General features: G+C 64.8%; 13 protein-coding genes, 2 pseudogenes and 1 other annotated feature. Of the genes and pseudogenes, 12 read left to right on the top strand and 3 right to left on the bottom strand.

The features are described 5' to 3' along the window. Position 1 precedes the first annotated feature (1 nt). Together ACNI3R_RS05550 and ACNI3R_RS05545 are read left to right on the top strand one after the other, a co-directional pair. Positions 2-1252: a copper chaperone PCu(A)C gene (locus ACNI3R_RS05550; RefSeq protein WP_426180639.1), complete on the top strand. Its 1251-nt coding sequence runs from the start codon at positions 2-4 to the stop codon at positions 1250-1252. Between the two features lie 483 nt (positions 1253-1735). After that, positions 1736-2964: pseudogene (locus tag ACNI3R_RS05545) on the top strand (IS3 family transposase). Then, positions 2017-2131: a sequence feature (AL1L pseudoknot), on the top strand. Its footprint overlaps the pseudogene before it by 115 nt. 224 nt (positions 2965-3188) lie before the next feature. Here the strand turns inward: ACNI3R_RS05545 and ACNI3R_RS05540 are convergent. Further along, complete coding sequence (locus ACNI3R_RS05540) at positions 3189-3683, bottom strand: hypothetical protein (RefSeq protein WP_426180637.1); 495 nt, start codon at positions 3681-3683, stop codon at positions 3189-3191. A gap of 70 nt (positions 3684-3753) precedes the next feature. Between ACNI3R_RS05540 and ACNI3R_RS05535 the strand changes: the two genes are divergently transcribed. The 9 genes and pseudogenes from ACNI3R_RS05535 (at position 3754) to ACNI3R_RS05495 (ending at position 14020) form a co-directional block, all read left to right on the top strand. Beyond that, complete coding sequence (locus ACNI3R_RS05535) at positions 3754-4146, top strand: hypothetical protein (RefSeq protein ID WP_426180636.1); 393 nt, start codon at positions 3754-3756, stop codon at positions 4144-4146. A 388-nt stretch (positions 4147-4534) separates the two neighbouring features. Further along, positions 4535-4741 (top strand): annotated as a pseudogene (locus tag ACNI3R_RS05530) (type II toxin-antitoxin system HigB family toxin); the annotation flags it as partial. 12 nt (positions 4742-4753) lie between these two features. Beyond that, positions 4754-5143 (top strand): helix-turn-helix domain-containing protein, encoded by a 390-nt coding sequence (locus ACNI3R_RS05525; protein ID WP_426180634.1) that lies wholly within the window; start codon positions 4754-4756, stop codon positions 5141-5143. Positions 5144-5526: 383 nt separating this feature from the next. Next, positions 5527-6960 (top strand): oligosaccharide flippase family protein, encoded by a 1434-nt coding sequence (locus ACNI3R_RS05520; protein WP_426180632.1) that lies wholly within the window; start codon positions 5527-5529, stop codon positions 6958-6960. Next, complete coding sequence (locus ACNI3R_RS05515; protein WP_426180631.1) at positions 6957-8138, top strand: glycosyltransferase family 4 protein; 1182 nt, start codon at positions 6957-6959, stop codon at positions 8136-8138. Before ACNI3R_RS05520 ends, ACNI3R_RS05515 begins: the two co-directional genes overlap by 4 nt. Continuing rightward, a complete protein-coding gene (locus ACNI3R_RS05510) occupies positions 8135-9700 on the top strand; it encodes a hypothetical protein (RefSeq protein ID WP_426180629.1) in 1566 nt (521 codons plus the stop codon). Before ACNI3R_RS05515 ends, ACNI3R_RS05510 begins: the two co-directional genes overlap by 4 nt. Before the next feature lie 17 nt (positions 9701-9717). Continuing rightward, positions 9718-10869, top strand: a complete 1152-nt coding sequence (locus tag ACNI3R_RS05505; RefSeq protein WP_426180628.1) for a glycosyltransferase — start codon at positions 9718-9720, stop codon at positions 10867-10869. 191 nt (positions 10870-11060) lie between these two features. After that, positions 11061-12557, top strand: coding sequence for a phospholipase D-like domain-containing protein (locus tag ACNI3R_RS05500; protein ID WP_426180626.1), 1497 nt, complete (start codon positions 11061-11063; stop codon positions 12555-12557). Between the two features lie 53 nt (positions 12558-12610). Beyond that, positions 12611-14020 carry a M20/M25/M40 family metallo-hydrolase gene (locus ACNI3R_RS05495; protein ID WP_426180624.1) on the top strand — a complete coding sequence of 470 codons (1410 nt, stop codon included), beginning with the start codon at positions 12611-12613 and terminating at the stop codon, positions 14018-14020. A gap of 64 nt (positions 14021-14084) precedes the next feature. Here ACNI3R_RS05495 and ACNI3R_RS05490 read toward each other — a convergent pair whose 3' ends face one another. Together ACNI3R_RS05490 and ACNI3R_RS05485 are read right to left on the bottom strand one after the other, a co-directional pair. Further along, positions 14085-15458, bottom strand: coding sequence for a DEAD/DEAH box helicase (locus ACNI3R_RS05490; RefSeq protein ID WP_426180623.1), 1374 nt, complete (start codon positions 15456-15458; stop codon positions 14085-14087). A gap of 98 nt (positions 15459-15556) precedes the next feature. Next, entirely contained in the window at positions 15557-16009 is a 453-nt protein-coding gene (locus ACNI3R_RS05485) for a hypothetical protein (RefSeq protein WP_426180622.1), read from the bottom strand. Between the two features lie 153 nt (positions 16010-16162). Between ACNI3R_RS05485 and ACNI3R_RS05480 the strand changes: the two genes are divergently transcribed. After that, positions 16163-17620, top strand: a complete 1458-nt coding sequence (locus tag ACNI3R_RS05480; protein ID WP_426180621.1) for an FAD-binding oxidoreductase — start codon at positions 16163-16165, stop codon at positions 17618-17620. Positions 17621-17643 lie beyond the last annotated feature (23 nt).

Below are 17643 nucleotides of genomic sequence, written 5' to 3'. Positions count from 1 at the left end.
GATGCTCGAGGCAATCGCTGCCATCGTCAAGGCGCTGGGCTACGCTGGGGCGCTGACCGGGGCCGGGACGGTGATCGTTTGTGTGTCGCTCGCGTGGGGCCTCAAGACGCCGCCGCAGCTCCCGTCCAGTCTGGTCCGGTTTGCCGGCAGTCTGCTCGTCCTCACCTCCTGCGCGACGGCGCTGATCTTCTTCCTGCGGCTCGGCGGCGATGCGGATACCGCGACGCTCGATGCGATCTTCCTGTCACCGCTTGGCGTTGCCCTCGGCCTGCAGCTGATCGGTGGCCTATGGCTGGCGCTCAACACAGAACGCCGCACCGGACCCATTGGCGCGCTTTTGATCCTCGTCGCGTTCGGCGTCGTCGGCCATTCCGCCTCCCGAGGGATGCTGACGTCAATCACCATCGTCCTGCACGTTACTGCCGCCGCCTGGTGGTGCGGCGGCCTCTGGATCCTGCTGTTCGCCGGCCGCACCGCCTCGCCGGACTTCCACGAACTGGTCGGCCGGTTCAGCCGGCAAGCGGTCTGGGTCGTTGCAGCCCTGCTTGTCGCGGCACTGACGACCGCCGCGCAACTGCTCGAATTCCGGTTGGACCTTGCGCTGGCGTATGAGAAGGGTCTGCTCACCAAGCTGGGGCTGACAGTACTGCTGCTCTCGGTCGCCGGCATCAACAAGCTCGTGCTCACACCACATCTCACCAGCCAGGACTCGTCGCGTGTCTGGCTGAGGCGGGCGATAATGGCCGAATTGCTGATCTTCACAGCCTTGCTATCCGCGACGGCTTATCTGACGACATATCTGTCACCGCATGGTTCGACCAACGGTACGCATGCCGACCAGAGCGAAGTACAGGCCAGCGGCCCGATCGTTATCGTCGATCCATGGGCGCCGGCCATGCCAGGCGGTGCGTCGACCGGTGCAGCCTATCTGACGATCGTCAACAACCAGCCTGTCGAAGATCGGCTGATCGCGGCAAGCAGCCCCTGGGCTGAGCGGGTGACGCTTCACGCATCCAAAGTCGACAACGGCATCGCTCGTATGCGGGATCTCGACGCTTTGCCGATCCCTGGGCGCGGGCAGGCAACGCTGCAGCCCGGCGTCTACCACCTCATGTTCGAAGGTCTCTATGCGCCACTCGTCGCCGGTGACACGCTACCAATGACGTTAACCTTCGAGCGGGCCGGAAAGGTGGAAGTCCACCTGACTGTCTTGCCGCTGGGAGAGCGCCCCGCTGAGAGACATCGGCACTGACCTTTCTTGTCGCAGACCAGAAAATGTCCGAAATCGGCCGGTATACTGCCTCACGCTTATACGCCTGATGCCGCTGCCCCCCCTCAAAAGGTTCAGCGCACCAGCCGCTCGCCGACCTCGCCACCTTACGCTCAAACCCGACAATCTGCTGATGCATCCCAACGATGCAACACGCGCTCGTCGCACTTTCCCCGTGCCAGCGCCGTCCAGGCCTGCATTAGCCGGCTCAACCTGCCAAAAGCGTCCCGAAGCTATTGCTAAACAACGCGGCGGAACGCATCCTACCAATTCGACAAGATCGTCCACTTGCCCGACATATCCCGAGCCAGTTTTAACCCGCTCTCGTAACCAGATTCCGGCCGACAGCCACGAGAATAAACGCTCGCCCGAGGGCTTCATCAAACCAGTTGAGCGCTTCTACCCAAAGGACTGAACCGCCCCGGCTTTCCCGGAGGCTCCTATTTGTGAGAAGGAGCTTTCGTTATGAGCAAGACCCGGAACAAGTTTTCGCCTGAAGTCCGTGAACGAGCGGTGCGGATGGTTGGCGAGCATCGCGCTGATTACGGCTCGGAGTGGGAGGCAATGACCTCGATCGCCGGCAAGATTGGCTGTACGGCTGAGACGCTGCGCCGCTGGTGCCGTGAGGAGGCGAGCCGACGAACGGCACCAGCGGCGCAGGCCGCCGACGACAAGGCCCGGCTCAAGCTGTTGGAGCGCGAGGTCAAGGAACTGCGGCGGGCTAACGAGATTCTGCGCAAGGCATCGGCGTATTTTGCGCAGGCGGAGCTCGACCGCCAAGGCAAATGGTGATGTCGTTCATCGACGCGCACCGCGAGGATTTGGGTATCGAGCCGATTTGCCGGGAACTGGCAGTCGCCCCGTCCTCCTATCATGAGCATGCCCGTCGCCAGGTCGATCCCGGCAGGCGCCCCGCACGTGCCCGCCGCGATGACGAGATCAAGGCACAGATCAAGCGTGTGTACGAGGCCAGTTCCGGCCTCTACGGCGCGCGCAAGGTCTGGCATCAGTTGCTGCGCGATGGCGTTGCAGTCGCCAGGTGCACCGTGGAAAGGCTGATGGCGGCCATGGGGCTTGCAGGTGTCCGGCGTGGCAAGACTACGGTCACCACGGTCAGCAACCCGAAAGCCCCGTGCCCGCTGGACAAGGTCAATCGTGAGTTCCGGGTTGAACGGCCGAACGCACTGTGGGTGGTCGATTTTACCTACGTGCACACCTGGGCCGGGTTCGTCTACGTGGCGTTCGTGATCGACGCCTATGCCCGCCGGATCGTGGGCTGGAAGGTCAGCACTTCAGCCACCGCCAGCTTTGTTCTGGATGCTCTGGAGCAGGCGATCCATGCTCGCAGGCCGGGGCCGGAAGATGGCCTGATCCACCACAGCGACAGGGGCGTTCAATACCTTGCCATGAACTACACCCAGCGTCTGGCCGAGGCCAACCTCGTGCCCTCGGTCGGCAGCGTCGGCGACAGTTACGACAACGCATTGGCCGAGACCATCAACGGCCTTTACAAGACCGAGATCATCTGGCGGCAGCGATCCTGGCCGAGCGTATCAGCCGTGGAAATGGCGACCCTGCGTTGGGTCGATTGGTACAACAACCAGCGCCTCTAAGGCCCCATCGGCTACATCCCACCCGCCGAGGCCGAGGCAAATTACTATGCAGCCAAAGAGACCCTCGATATGGTTGCATGACTCAATTGAAAATGCCTCCGGGAAAGCCGGGGCGGTTCACTCCGAAGGCAGAGGCCAGGGGTTCGAATCCCTTCGGGTGCGCCATCCTCCCAACCTTTCCGGCCATATGGCCATTCCGCTCACGCGAATGTGCGGATGGCTGCGTCAGGCTCTGCATATCTGTGGTTCGACGCTTCCGCTGACGGCATCATGACGACCAGGGCGGCGATACTCGGCACCGCTCTTCAACTTGTGAGCCAGTCGACAGCCTCACCCTTATCCGTAAAAAACGCCACCCCCTCTCGCGACGTCAGCCGTTTCGCCTGCAGCCTCGCGAGGCTTCTCGCGGTCACGAAAGCCAGACGGCGAGAACGGACATCATCGCTGCCGACAAGTTTTGCGAACTCGCCGACGCGCTCCTGACTCTGGATATCCATCTCGCATATGTCGCACAGAGTGAGATGATCATTGGCCGCGCATGCCAGCGTCGCGATGGCTTCGACCATGCGCGCGCGCATCTCGACGATGGTCGCGCTTTCGAAGAAGCCTCCCATGGTCAGGCGGATCAGTTTGAGATCCTTCTCAACCTCGATGGCGAACCAGCCTTGCACGATCGCACTCTTCCTCTGCAGCCTGCCGATCCGGACCGGGCCCGAAAGGATGCCCGCCGATTCGCGACATTGTGCCTGCCAAATCCTGACAAACAGGAAGCATGCCGGGGCGCTGGTCGCCACCACCAAGCGATAGTTGTCATTAGATCTCTTTCTGCTATTTTAGCTATCGCTTCTTTAGCAGTTATAGGAGTCTGAAATGGCGACGATAGAGATCGATTTCGAGGTATATAAGGAACTGACCGTCCGACGAGCGACCGAGGCGATGACCTACAACGACGTGATACGCGGCCTCCTCGGCCTTGATGCCGGGGAGGAAGTGGTCGACGCTCAGGTGCTTCCCGTCGGCGGTCTCACGGTAAAGGGGGTATTTCTTCCCAACGGAGCGCAGCTTCGCGTGACCTACAAAGGCCAGACCTACACGGCCGAGATCAAGGACGGCGCCTGGATCGGCGGCGACGGGGAACGGCGGAACACGCCCTCGGATGCTGCCTGTGCCATCACAGGAACCAACGTCAACGGCTGGCGCTTCTGGCACGTAAAGCGGCCGGGCGACAATGGCTGGAGGGTACTCGATTCACTCCGCCGGTGAGTGTCGTTTTTTTCGCGGAGGCCCAGGCTAGAGCGAAATCCGTTCCGATTGCATCGCACGGATCGCTCTAGACTATTGTTTTACCGCGCTTTCCGAGTCACCAGATGATTCCATCTGGTTCGAAAACGCTCTAGCGCGAACACAGCTGGCAGGCCGTTCAGAATGGCCATAGGAGCTATATACCCGGCGACGCTCGATCATCCCCGAGACGTGCTGAAGAGGCCCACCACGACCATTTCCCATTACGGGAAAGATGACTTGTTCCCATTATGGGAAATACTATCGTGACGGTGTGAGGATAATCGCGCGCTCAACGATCGTGGACTTTGCCGCCCGAAATCCGGCAGCAAAAGCCTCTCTTGCACATTGAGCAAGCCTTACCAAGGCAGCCGACTGGCAATCGACAACCGACGTCGTCGGGGCATTTTCGAAAGCCAAGGTGCTCAATGGCGAGCGCGTTCGCTTCGAGGTAGCCAGCGGTGCCTATCGTCTGATCGTCGCATTCAAGTTCGACGCTCAGATTGCCTTCGTGAAGTTCATAGGCACCCATGCGGACTATGACAGGATCGATGCCCTGATCGTGAGCGACTACTGAGGATTTCTACACATGGAATTGAAAGAGCCCTTCCGCTTCGATGTCCGTCCAATCCGCGATGACGAGGATCATCGGGCTGCACTCAAGACAATCGAAGCGCTGTGGGATGCCAAACCCGGTAGTCACGAATTCGATCTCATCGATGTGTTGACGACACTGGTGGAAGTCTATGAAGCGAAACGCTGGCCAGTCGATGATCTCGACCCTGTCGAAGCGATCGAAGCGGTGATGGAAGCCGAAGGTCATAGCCGTGCCGAGCTTGCTGCGCTTATCGGCCAGTCGCGCGCGACAGAAATCCTTTCGAGTAAGCGCCCGCTGACCCTCGCGATGATCCGATCGATCAGCGAAGCGTGGAGGGTGCCGGCCGCAACACTCGTGAAGGCATACCGGCTGGAGCGGTGAACGACCGGACAGCGAGCCGAGATCGAGCCCCCTTGAGTCAGCCGTCAACTCTCGCATCACCTCTGCACCGCCGCTCCGCAACGCTACTGCGCATCGACTAGGCTTCTCCGCGGTCCGGCTATGGGCCTCGCATAAAGGCGACACCGGATCATCAGGTCCCCACATGAACAAGAACGCTCGCTGCTCCTGGGTTTCGCGCTGCGTACGACCTCGCAGAGTTGCGCCCCTCTCCCGTCACCTACATGAATCGCTGGCGAATTCCGGCGCCTTCCATAAGGTGGCGGGGTGGCCGGCTTGGGGGATGGCGTGCGTTCGGATCATGAGGGGGGAGTGACGGGCGATTGCCGATGCCGCGCGCCCGGCCGTGATGGAGCCGGGCCGCGATGAGCATGAGCGGCAGCGCGATGGCGCGGATCGTCGGCATCCAGACGATCGTCCAGTTCGTGATCGATTTCTCGGCCAGCCTGATCGTCGCGCGGCTGTTGTCGCCGCACGAAATCGGCGCCTTTTCGATTGCGCTGGCGGCCGTCGTGATCGCCGCCACGCTGCGCAGCGCGGGCGTCAACATGTTCCTGATCGCCGCGCCCCAACTCGACCGGCCGATGGTGCGCACCGCGCTGGGCATGGCGATGCTGACCAGCTTCGCCTTCGCGCTGCTCATCTTCCTCGCGGCCCCCGCGATCGCCGGTTTCTACCGCGAGCCGGTGATCGCCGACGTACTGCGCATCGTCACCCTCTCCTATCTGATGGCGCCCTATCAGGTGCTGAGCCACGGCCTGCTCACCCGAGCGTTGCGTTTCAAGACGATCCTCGTCGCGACGCTGGCGGGCGCTGCGGCGGGCGCGGGGACATCGGTCGGGCTGGCCTATGCCGGCTGGGGCAGCATCGCCATGGCCTATGGCTCGGTCGTCAATGGCGCGGTGGCGCTGGGCCTGTCGGTGCTCGCCCGGCCGCCCGATTTCGTCTGGCGCCCGGCGCTGACGCACTGGCGTTCGATCTCGTCCTTCACCGGCTGGGTGCTGGGCGGGGTGCTGCTCGGGCAGGTCGGGCCACGCCTGAACGAGCTGTTCGTCGGGCGCTCGCTCGGCATCGCCCCCGCCGCCTTTCTCGACCGGGCCGAGATGCTGCCGCGCATGTTGTGGAATTATGCCGCGCCGCCGGTGCTCAGCATATTGTCGCCGCTGGTCGCGCATGAGTTGCGCAGCGGGATCGACGCCCATGCAACGCTGCTGGTGCGGATGCGACTGTTCGGCTGCATCTTCTCGCCGATCCTGATCGGCATCGCGACCCAGTCCGCGCCCATCCTCATCGGCCTTTATGGCTGGCAATGGCAGGCATCGATCGCGCCGGCGCCCTGGCTGTGCATCGCGGCGGCGATTACCGGGCAGTTCGTGGTGCTCAACGCGTCGCTTTCGGGTCTCGGCAAGGCGCGCGAGCTGTTTCTGCTCGGCCTCGCCGAACAGGCCGCGCGCGTCGTCATGCTGGCGATGCTCAGCTGGACCAACATTATCTTCGTCGCGATCGGCACGATCGGGGTGTCGCTGGTCTATGCGGCCGCCGCGATCCGCCTCGGCATCTCGCTCGGCCTCTTCTCGCTGCGCGACATGCTCGCCAGCCTCATCCCCTCGGTCGCGATCTGCGCGGTCGTCGGGCTCGCGGGCGCGGCGATCGACCTGGCACGGGGCGGCGGCATTCCTGCTCAGCCGATCATCGCGGTGCTGGAAGCGGCCGGGCTGCTCGCGCTCGTATGGCTCGGCGCCGTGGCGCTGTTCCAACGGTCGGTGCTCACCGCATTGCTGAAGGTTGCCCGGCATTGAGCGGCGCCCGCCCCATCCTGCTGGTCGCCAACGCCCTGCCCCCGCTCGTGGGCGGCACGCCGATGGTCTATGATCGGCTCGCCCGCGCCTGCGCGTCGCAGCTCCATGTCCTCACCGCCTGGCGCGACGCCGACGAAGGCAAGCCCATCCCCGGCTGGCGCGAGAGCGACGCCGGCAAGACATATCCGGTCCACCGCATCGCCTGGCTCCGTCCGCCTCGCATAGAGGCGTTTCGCCGCCGCATCGGGCTGCTCGACCTGCTGGTCGTCGACCTGCCGGTGATGCTCTATGTGCTGCTGCGCGTGCTGATCCTCGCAACGCGGATGCGCACGCGGACGATCGTCATAGGCGAGCTGCAAGGGCTCGGCTGGCTCGCCATCCTGCTCGCGCTGCTCGGCCCCTGGCGGATCGTCCTCTACACCCATGGCGAGGAAGTGGTGCAGAAGACCTACAACCGCCTCGCCCGCCTGCGCGGCACTGCGCTGCGCACGGCCGACCATGTGATCACCGTGTCGAGCTTCACGCGCGACAGGCTTATCGCCGATTTTCAGGTGCCGGCCGAGCGGATCAGCCTGGTCACGCCGGGGGTCGATCTCGCCCGCTTCCAGCCGGGTCAGGACGCGCCCGCTGAGCGACCCTTCGTCCTCGCGGTCGGACGCCTGATCGAGCGCAAGGGCTTCGACCGGCTGATCGAAGGCTTCGGACTGATCGCGGCCGACTTTCCCGATGTCGAACTGGTGATCGCGGGCAAGGGGCCGGAAGAGGATCGGCTGCGGTCGATGGCAGAATCCTCGCCCGCCGCGCCGCGCATCATCTTTCGGGGCGGGATCGACGATCGGACGCTCGACGCCCTCTACCGGGATTGCACGCTGTTCGCGATGCCGAACCGCACCCTGGCCGATGGCGACACCGAGGGCTTCGGCCTGATCTTCCTCGAGGCCAATGCCTGCGGCAAGGCGGTGATCGGCGGGCGGGCGGGCGGGGCTACCGATGCGGTGATCGATGGTGTGACCGGCCTGCTGGTCGATGGCGACGATCCCGTGTCGATCGCGGCGGCACTACGGCAGCTGCTGGGCGATCCGGCCGCGCGCCGAACGATGGAACAGTCCGGGCTCGCGCGGGCCCGGACACTGGGGTGGGACGCAACCGCGCGCAGCTTTCTCGAGGCAGTCCGATGACGAACAGACGCGGCAAGCAGGCGAATTGGTGGCAGTCGAAAGCCTATGTGGCACTGCTTCTGCTGCTCATGGTCCTGCCTTTGCTGTGGCCGCCCTTCCCGCCGCTCGACGACGTCCCCACCCATATGGGGCGCTTCTACATCCAGGCGGGCATGGCGGGCGCGCCCACCCTGTCGTCGATCTTCTCGATCGACTGGATGCCGGTCGGCAATCTCGGCGTCGATGCGCTGGTCTATGCGCTGCATCCGCTGATGGGGGTGGAGCCGGCGACCAAGTTGGTCATCATTCTGATCCCGCTGCTGTCGACCGCCGGCCTGCTGCTGATCGCGCGCGAGGCGCATGGCGAGCTGCCCGCGACGGCGGCCTTCGCGTTGCCGCTGATCTACAATTATGCCTTCCATTACGGCTTCATCAATTTCTCGCTGGGCGCCGCGCTCGCCTTTCTGCTGTTCGGCCTCGTCCTGCGCTACCAGCGCCTCAAGATGCCGGCAGTCTGGCGCCCGCTGATCCTGCTCGGCAGCCTGCTGGTCTATTTCGCGCATATCTTCGGCTGGGTCGTGTTCGGCCTGCTCGTGGTCGGCAATGCGCTCTACCGCCATGTCACCAGCTGGAAGATCAGCCTGGCGATGGTTCGCGCTGTCGTCCTCGAATGCCTGCTGCTTGCGCTGCCGCTCATCCCGATCGTCGCCTGGCGCAGCGGCGACAATCAGGGCGAGACCAGCGCCTTCTTCGCGATCTTCGACAAATGGGGCTGGATCGAAAGCGCGATGCGCGACCGCTGGGTCAAGTGGGAGGGCCTGTCGGCGCTGCTCTGCGTCGGGCTGATCGGTCTCGGCATCGTCGGCGTGATGCGGATGAGCCGCCGCCTGCTGCTCGTCTTCCTGGTGATGACGGCCTTCTACATCTTCATTCCCTATGCCTTTTTTGGGCTGATCTATGCCGACATGCGGATCGCACCGCTGCTGCTGGCGATCGGTCTGCTGGCGATCGCACCGCGACCCGCCTGGGGTCGCACGGCCGCCTCCGTCCTCGCGCTGCTCGCGCTCGCCTTCGTCACCGCGCGCAGCGTCGCGACGACGATCAGCTATGCCAGCTATGCCGAGGATCATGCGCGCTGGCTGAAAGTCCTGCCCAGCATACCGCGCGGCGCGCGCGTCATCGCCTTCGTGGCCCCGCCCTGCCCGCGCGGCTGGAACGTCCCCCGCATCATCCATCTGCCGAGCATGGCGATCGTCCGTCGGGACGCCTTCGTGAACGACCAGTTCGACATGCCCGGGGCGCAGCTGGTCGCGGTGGGGCCGTCCATCCCGCGCCAATTCGCCTATCACAGCAGCGCGCAGGTGCGCCTGCCCGGCTGCAACCGGCCAGAACCGCTGCTCGCCGACCGCATCGCGCAGATCCCGCATGGAGCGTTCGACCATCTGTGGCTGCTGGGGGTCGATCCGGCCAACCGACCCAAGGCCGACTGGCTACGGCCGGTCTGGTCCGACGAGCGTTCGGCGCTCTACGCGATCGTTCGACAAAAAACATCTTCCGCTGCTAAGGCGGGCCCGAGGGGATAGTCAGTGGGGGCTGCACGATGAGCATGATCGAAACCAAGAAGGCGCCGCGCCGCAAATTGTCGGCGCCCGACGTCTCGCTGATCATCCCGACCTATAACGAGAAAGCGAATATTGCGCCGCTGGTGGAAGCGGTGCGGTCGGCGCTTGGGGATATTCCCTGGGAAATCATCATCGTCGACGACGACAGCCCGGACCAGACCTTTGCCGAGGTGTCGCGCCTTGCGCGCGAGGAACCGCGCCTGCGCTGCCTGCGCCGCGTCGGCCGGCGCGGCCTGTCCTCGGCGGTGATCGAGGGCGCGCTGGTCGCGAACGGCAGCGCCATCGCCGTGATGGACGCCGACTTCCAGCATGACGAACGCATCCTGAAGCAGATGTACGAGAAGCTGACCTCGACCGGGGCCGACATCGTCGTCGCAACCCGCTATGCCGATGGCGGCGGCATCGGCGAATGGGACGCGACCCGCGCCAAGATGAGCGATTTCGCGACGCGGATGGCGGGCATGCTCGTCGGCAACCAGACCAGCGACCCGATGAGCGGCTTCTTCATGGTCCGCCGCGAGATATTCGCCAGCGTGATCTACGACCTGTCGCAGCAGGGCTACAAGATCCTGCTCGACATCATCAGCTCCTCGCACACCCCGCTCAAGATCGAGGAAGTCCCTTATGTCTTCCGCACGCGACAGGAGGGCGAGAGCAAGATCAGCATCATGGTGCTGGCGCAGTTCCTGTTCCTGATCATCGAGAAGCTGACCCACGGCCTCATCCCGCCCCGCTTCGCGCTGTTCAGCATCGTCGGCGGCTTCGGTCTGCTGGTCCACCTCGCTATCCTCAACGGCCTGAAACTCGCCGGCTTCACCTTCATCGCCGCGCAGCTCACCGCGACCTTCATCGCGATGATGTCCAACTTCGTCATGAACAACGAATTCACCTATCGCGACAGGCGGCTGACCGGCCTGTCCTTCCTCGCCGGCCTGATTCTGTTCTGCGTTGTCTGCAGCTTCGGCGCGCTCGCCAATGTCGGCGTGGCGGAGATCGCGATCAACCAGTTCGGCAACTGGTCGTTCGCCGGCCTGGCCGGCGCGATCATGGGCGCGGTGTTCAACTTCTCGGCGGCGACAAGCCTGGTGTGGCGGCGCCCCCGCAAGAGGGTCGTTTCGGTCGCTGCCTGAACCCGGCCAGCCGGAATTTCGATGCGACGGATCGAAAGACGGGATGGCACCAGCCGGTCGTTTCGGCGTTGACCCGATCGGGGATGACTGCCGCCCGCCTCACGGCGACCGTAAACAGGGTCAGAATGTCGGACGAGCTATTTCGAACGGATAGGAATTGCTGGCGCGTCGAGCACGCCGAACGGTTCGGCGTGATCATTGATGCCGCCGATTATTTCCGGGTGGCGCGCGACGCGATGATGGCGGCACGCGAACAGATCATTCTGGTTGGCTGGGACGTCGATCCGCGTATCCTGCTCGATCCCGATGCCGGCGATCGCGAGGAGCCGAACTGCCTCGCAGACTTCATCCCCTGGCTGGCGAAGCGCAGGCCCGAGCTGCGGATCAACCTGCTGATCTGGAACATGGGCTTTCTCAAGATGCTCGGGCGAGGTTTCTCGGCCATGACCCTCGCCCGATGGCGCCTGAGCCGCCATATCGACATATGTTTCGACAGCAGCCACCCGATCGGCGGCACCCACCATCAGAAGCTTCTGGTCGTCGACGACAGCCTGGCGATGTGCGGCGGCATCGACATGACCTGCGACCGCTGGGACACGCCCGACCATGTCGACGACGACCCGCGCCGGGTTCGACCGAACGGCGCTCCCTACCGCCCGTGGCACGACACTGCCGGCATCGTCGATGGCCGGGTAGCACAGGCGCTCGGCGAACTGGCGCGCATCCGCTGGCGCAGGGCGACGGGCAAGCAGCTCCCTCCCCCGACCGTCCATGACACCGCCTGGCCTTCAATCGTCGAGCCCCTCCACCGCGATGTAGCGGTTGCGATCGCGCGGACGGAGCCGAAGGCCGAGGATCATGAAGAGGTTCGCGAGATCGAACAGCTCTATGTCGACATGATTGGGCGCGCACGCCGCTTCATCTATGCCGACAACCAATATTTCGCTTCACGACGCGTCGCCGAGGCGATCGCCAAGCGGCTCGAGGAGGCCGACGGTCCGGAGATCGTGATCGTCAACCCGGTCAGTGCCGATGGCTGGCTGCAGGAAGCGGTCATGGGCAGTGCACGCGCCGAGCTTTTCTATGCGCTGGCGGAGATCGACCGGCAGGACCGCTTTCAGATCTACACCCCCGTCACCGCCGGCGGGCACCATATCTATGTCCACTCCAAGCTGATGATCGTCGACGACCTGCTGCTGCGGGTCGGATCGTCGAACATGAACAACCGGTCGATGGGCCTCGACAGCGAATGCGATATCGTGATCGACCGCAGCGGGCAGGATGCGCCCGACCCGACCATAGCCATGCTGCGCGAGCGGCTGCTCGCCGAACATCTCGGCACGACCGAACAGGAGGTCCGCAATGCCTTCGAACGGACCGGATCGCTGATCGGGGCGATCGAATGCCTGAGGGGGACCGGTAAGACGCTGGAGCCGTTCGAGCCGGAAAAACCGAGCGATACCACCTATGCCATCGGCGCGAGTGGCCTGCTCGATCCGGAGTCGGTCGACGAGCGGTTCGAGCCTCTGTCCAATCGCGGACTGTTTCGTGGGTTTCTGCGGCGGGGAACGCACCAACTGATCGACAATCTGCGCGAGAGGCGTCGGCGCAGGCGCGAGCGCAACCGTGGCCGGTGGCGGCGCAAGTTCCGGCAGATCGTCGACGCGGCGCGCGGGGAGCGCGATTGACGGCGGTGGGTGGGTCGACCACTCTCGCACATCATCTTGCGAGGCCTGCCCTTATGCTCTCATTTCGAAAAATCGCTCTCCTTGTCGCCGCATCCGCGCCGCTTGCCTTGACCGCAAGCCCTGTCGCGGCGGCCAGCGCCAGGACATCGCCCGCACAGCATGCAGAGGCACTGAAAATCTGGAAGGCGATGATCGCAATTCCGACCGTCCAGGGACGCGGCGAGATGCGCCGCATGGCCGATTATGTCGCCTCGCAGCTGCGCGAGGCCGGCTTCGCTGCAGAGGACATCGTGATCGAAGGCCAGGGCGACGCCATCTCGCTGGCCGCGCGCTATCGCGGGACATCCGGCGGCAGGGACAAGGCAATCCTGCTGTCAGGCCATATGGATGTGGTCGAGGCCCGCCCCTCGGACTGGACGCGCGATCCCTTCACTCCCGTCGAGGAAAGCGGCTTCGTCTTTGGCCGTGGATCGCTCGACATGAAATTCGGCGACGCGGTCCTCGTCTCGACGCTGATGCAGTTGAAGCGCGAGGGTTTCAAGCCGCGGCGCGATATCCTTCTGCTGCTGTCGGGCGACGAGGAGACCGACATGGCGACCACCGCCCGGCTGGCCGAGCGCTATGCCGGAGAGGCTGAGCTTCTGCTCAACGCCGACGGCGGCGGCGGGCAGCTGGACGAGGCTGGCAAGCCGGTCGCCTTCTACGTGCAGGGTGCCGAGAAGACCTATGCCGATTTCGAGTTCACGGTCACCGATGCCGGCGGCCATTCGAGCCGGCCCGGCCCGACCAACGCCATTGCCGAGGTCGCCGCCATCGCACAGCGCATCGCCGCCTTCCGCTTTCCCGCTCGGACGAGCGAACTGACCGCCTCCTATCTGCGGCAGGCCGGCGCCAAACTGGGTGGCGACACGGGCGCCGCCCTGCAGCGTTTTGCGGATAATCCGGGGGACAGCGAAGCGCTGGCGAAGCTGCGCGCCGATCCCGAATGGGTTGGGCAGACCGGAACGACCTGCGTCCCCACGATGATCTCCGGCGGCCATGCGCTCAACGCACTGCCGCAGAAAGCCAGCCTGTCGGTCAATTGCCGGATATTTCCTGGGGAGTCGGTCGAAGATATCCGGGCAACACTCTGGAAAGTCGCCGCAAATGATAAAGCCAGGATGACGACGCTGGGCGCTCCACTGGCGAGCGACGCCTCACCGCTGCGCCCCGATCTGATGCGCGCGGTCCGGAAGGGGATCGACCTCAGCTATCCCGGCTTGCCGATCTCGGGCGTGATGGCGGCTGGCGCCACCGACAGCCTCTATTTCCGCGCCAAGGGCGTTCCGAGCTACGGCGTGCTCGGCATGTTCCTGAAGCCGGAAGACGACTTCGCGCATGGCCTGAACGAGCGCGCGCCTATTGCGAGCCTCGACCCGGCTCTCACCCTGATGCGCACCATGGTGGTCGATCTGTCGAAATGAAGACAAGGCCGGGTCACCGCCTTTGCGGGTGATCCGGCCTTTCGCGTCCCGCCCGGGACGGGGATCAGTTGGTCAGACCGACCGTCAGGAAGCTCGGCACCGGACCGTTCCAGCCATCGTCCGGCCCATCATCGTTGCGATCGCGTCGATCGTCGCGGCGGGGCCGGCGCTCTTCGCGACGCGGCTCGCGCTTGGGCACGGTCTCCGCCTTGCGCTCGGTCTGCTCGGGACGCGCCCGCTCCTCGCGGGGCGCCCTCTCGCGACGGGGCTGCCGCTTCTCGCGCGGTGCCGCTTCAACTTGTTCAGCAGGCGCTTCCACGCCGTCGCCACGCGGACGGCGGGGCAGGGCCGCACCCGTGAGCTTCTCGATCGCAGCGACGGCCTCGGCATCTTCCGGGGTCACCAAAGTGATCGCGGTACCGGTCGCACCGCCACGGCCCGTGCGGCCGACGCGATGGACATAATCGTCCGGGTGCCAGGGCACGTCGAAATTGAAGACGTGGCTCACGCCCTTGATGTCGAGCCCGCGCGCGGCGACGTCGGATGCGACGAGGATATTGATCTCGCCGCCCTTGAAACGCTCGAGTTCCCGCAGACGCTCTGGCTGCTCCATGTCGCCATGGATCTGCCCCGCCTTGAAACCGTGGCGCGCCAGGCTGGATGCCAGATCGCGCACCGTGGTCTTGCGGTTCGAAAAGATGATCGCGGTGGTGACCGTCTCGCTGCGCAGGAGGTTGCGCAGGGTTTCGCGCTTGCCACGGCTCGACGTCTCGACGAGCGACTGGTCGATCGACAAATTGGTGCTCGCCGGACGCGAAACCTCGATCTGCTTCGGGTTGGACAGGAACTTGTCCGCCAGCTTCTTGATCGGCGCCGGCATGGTGGCCGAGAAGAGCAGCGTCTGCCGCTGCGCCGGGAGCTTGGTGCAGATTTCCTCGATGTCGGGGATGAAGCCCATGTCGAGCATGCGGTCGGCTTCGTCGATCACCAGCAGGCTGCAGCCGGTCAGCAATATCTTGCCGCGCTGGAACAGATCCATCAGGCGGCCGGGGGTGGCGATCAGTACGTCCACGCCCTTTTCGAGCGCGGCGACCTGCTCACCCATGTTCACGCCACCAATGAGGAGTGCCATGTTAAGCTTATGATATTTGCCATATTTCTCGAAGTTCTCAGCAACCTGCGCGGCAAGCTCGCGCGTCGGCTCGAGAATGAGAGAGCGCGGCATGCGCGCACGGCTGCGTCCCTGCGCCAGGATGTCGATCATCGGCAGGACGAAGCTGGCTGTCTTTCCCGTGCCGGTCTGGGCGATACCGATCAGATCCTTCATCATGAGGACCGGCGGAATCGCCTGCGCCTGGATCGGCGTGGGCTCGGTGTAGCCGGACTCCACGATAGCGCGGAGAAGTTCGTCGGAAAGGCCGAGATCGGCAAAGGACATGAAGCTATCCGGAAAAGCGTGCGAAACCCAATTCCACACTGAGCGGCCGATTGGGCGTCCATGCACGATTTGTCAAGGATTATGCGGCCCGCCGCCGCTCAGTCGTCGAGCACGAGCTTGCGAAAACGCCGGATTTCGCACTGCCCGCCCGAACGGGTGCGGATGACGTCGCGGCCCGCGCAGATGCGACCATCGTCGGTCGGGAGGATGTAGAAGCCCGAATAATAGTCGAGCGCCGGACAGCGCGACGAGAATTCGGCGCGCAGTCGCTGCCCGCCGCGCATGGCCAGGTCGATGGCGTCATCGGCGACGACGGCAGCCCCGGCGATATTTGCCATGACGACGCATTTCGGCCCCTTCTTCTCTTTCCACTTCAGAGGCTTCTGCGGGGCGCGGGCGGGAACGCGAACGACGAGCGTTTGCTGGATGCTCATCTGGGCCAGCACCGTCCGCGCAGGCTCGGCCAGGCCCGGAAGCAAAGGGCACAGGGATGCGATCGAGGCAAGCGGCACCCCGATGGTCAGGACTCGCGGCAAGCGGCCGAAATTCACGTCCGACGTTCCACCCTTTTTACCCGCACCAGTTGGTGTCTGGCCCACCCATAAGGCCGATCCTCATGGGTGCAACCGGTTGAACGACCGATGAACTGTCGCACATGTCGGTTATGCTGGCTAATCGCGCCAGCGCTGCATTATGTTCCGCCGATGCCGCAGCTCAACCGCCCCGATGCCGCTCTCGTCGCCCGTCTGCACGACCTGCTGGGTCCACAGGGCTGCGTCACCGACGACGACCTGATCACACCCTGGCTGACCGACTGGCGCGGCCGATATAGCGGCACGAGCATCGCCCTGCTCGCTCCGGCAACCACCGAGGAGGTGTCGGCGATCGTCCGCCTCGCCGCGGAGGCGCGCGTCGCGCTGGTTCCGCAAGGCGGCAACACCGGCACGGTGGCCGGCGCCACGCCCCCCGCCGATGGCTCCGCGCTGCTCCTGTCGATGCGACGGATGAACCGGATCCGCTCAGCTTCGGCGACCGACAATGCGGTCATCGCGGAAGCCGGCGTGATCCTGTCCGATCTGCATGCGGCTGCGGCGGCGATCGGGCGGCGCTTTCCCTTGTCGCTCGCCGCCAAGGGCTCGGCGACGGTGGGCGGGCTGATTTCGACCAATGCGGGCGGCACGCAGGTGCTGCGCTTCGGCCCGATGCGCTCGCTGGTGCTCGGGCTGGAGGCCGTGCTGCCCGATGGCGCGCTGTTCGAGGGATTGGCGACCCTGCGCAAGGACAATCGCGGCTATGATCTGCGCCAGCTGCTGACCGGCGCCGAGGGCACACTGGGCATCGTCACTGCGGCGGCGCTGCGGCTCGTACCTGCGGTGGGCGCGCGCGCCGTCGCCTGGGTGGGGCTCGACAGTCCCACCAACGCCCTGCGCCTGCTGCGCAGGCTCGAAGAGCGCTCGCCGGAGAGCATCGAGAGCTTCGAACTGATCCCGGCCGACGCGCTGGCGCTCGTTGTGGAAACAATGCCCGGCATGCGCGCGCCGCTTGCCTCCCCCTGCCCCTGGAATGTGCTGATCGAAGCGGTGGGAAACCGTGACGATGCTCCGCCAGCCGCCCTGCTGGAATCCGCGCTGGCCGACGCCATGGAGCAGGACCTGATCCTCGACGCCACCATCGCCGCGAGCGAAGCCCAGGCCGAAGCGCTCTGGGCCCTGCGCGAGTCCATCTCTGAGGCCGAAAAGCGTGACGGTCCTTCGCTCAAGCATGATATCTCGGTCCCCGTCTCGGAGATGCCGATCTTCCTGGAGCGCGAAGGGCCCCGCATCGAGGCCAGATTTCCAGGGTCCCGGATCATCGCCTTCGGCCATCTGGGCGACGGCAACATTCACTTCAATCTGCTCCCCCCGGCCGATGCCGATCGCGAAAGCTGGATCGCCGCGCACGGACGCGAGGCGACCGCCATGGTGCACGATCTCGTCGCGGCGGCCGGCGGCTCGCTGTCGGCCGAGCATGGCATCGGGCAGGCCAAGCTTGCCGAGTTTGCGCGCCTCGGTGATCCGGTGCGGCTCGCCATGCTGCGCGCCATAAAGCAAGCGATCGATCCGCTCGGTATCATGAACCCCGGCAAGCTTGTTCCGCTTGCGCCAGAGGCCAAGGATCAATAGACGGCGGCACGATCGTCCGGGTC

This window comes from Rhizorhabdus antheiae, from assembly GCF_049889055.1.
Lineage (GTDB): Bacteria > Pseudomonadota > Alphaproteobacteria > Sphingomonadales > Sphingomonadaceae > Rhizorhabdus.
Note: the sequence above shows the minus strand (reverse complement) of the source record. Positions and strands in the feature narration are given on the sequence as shown.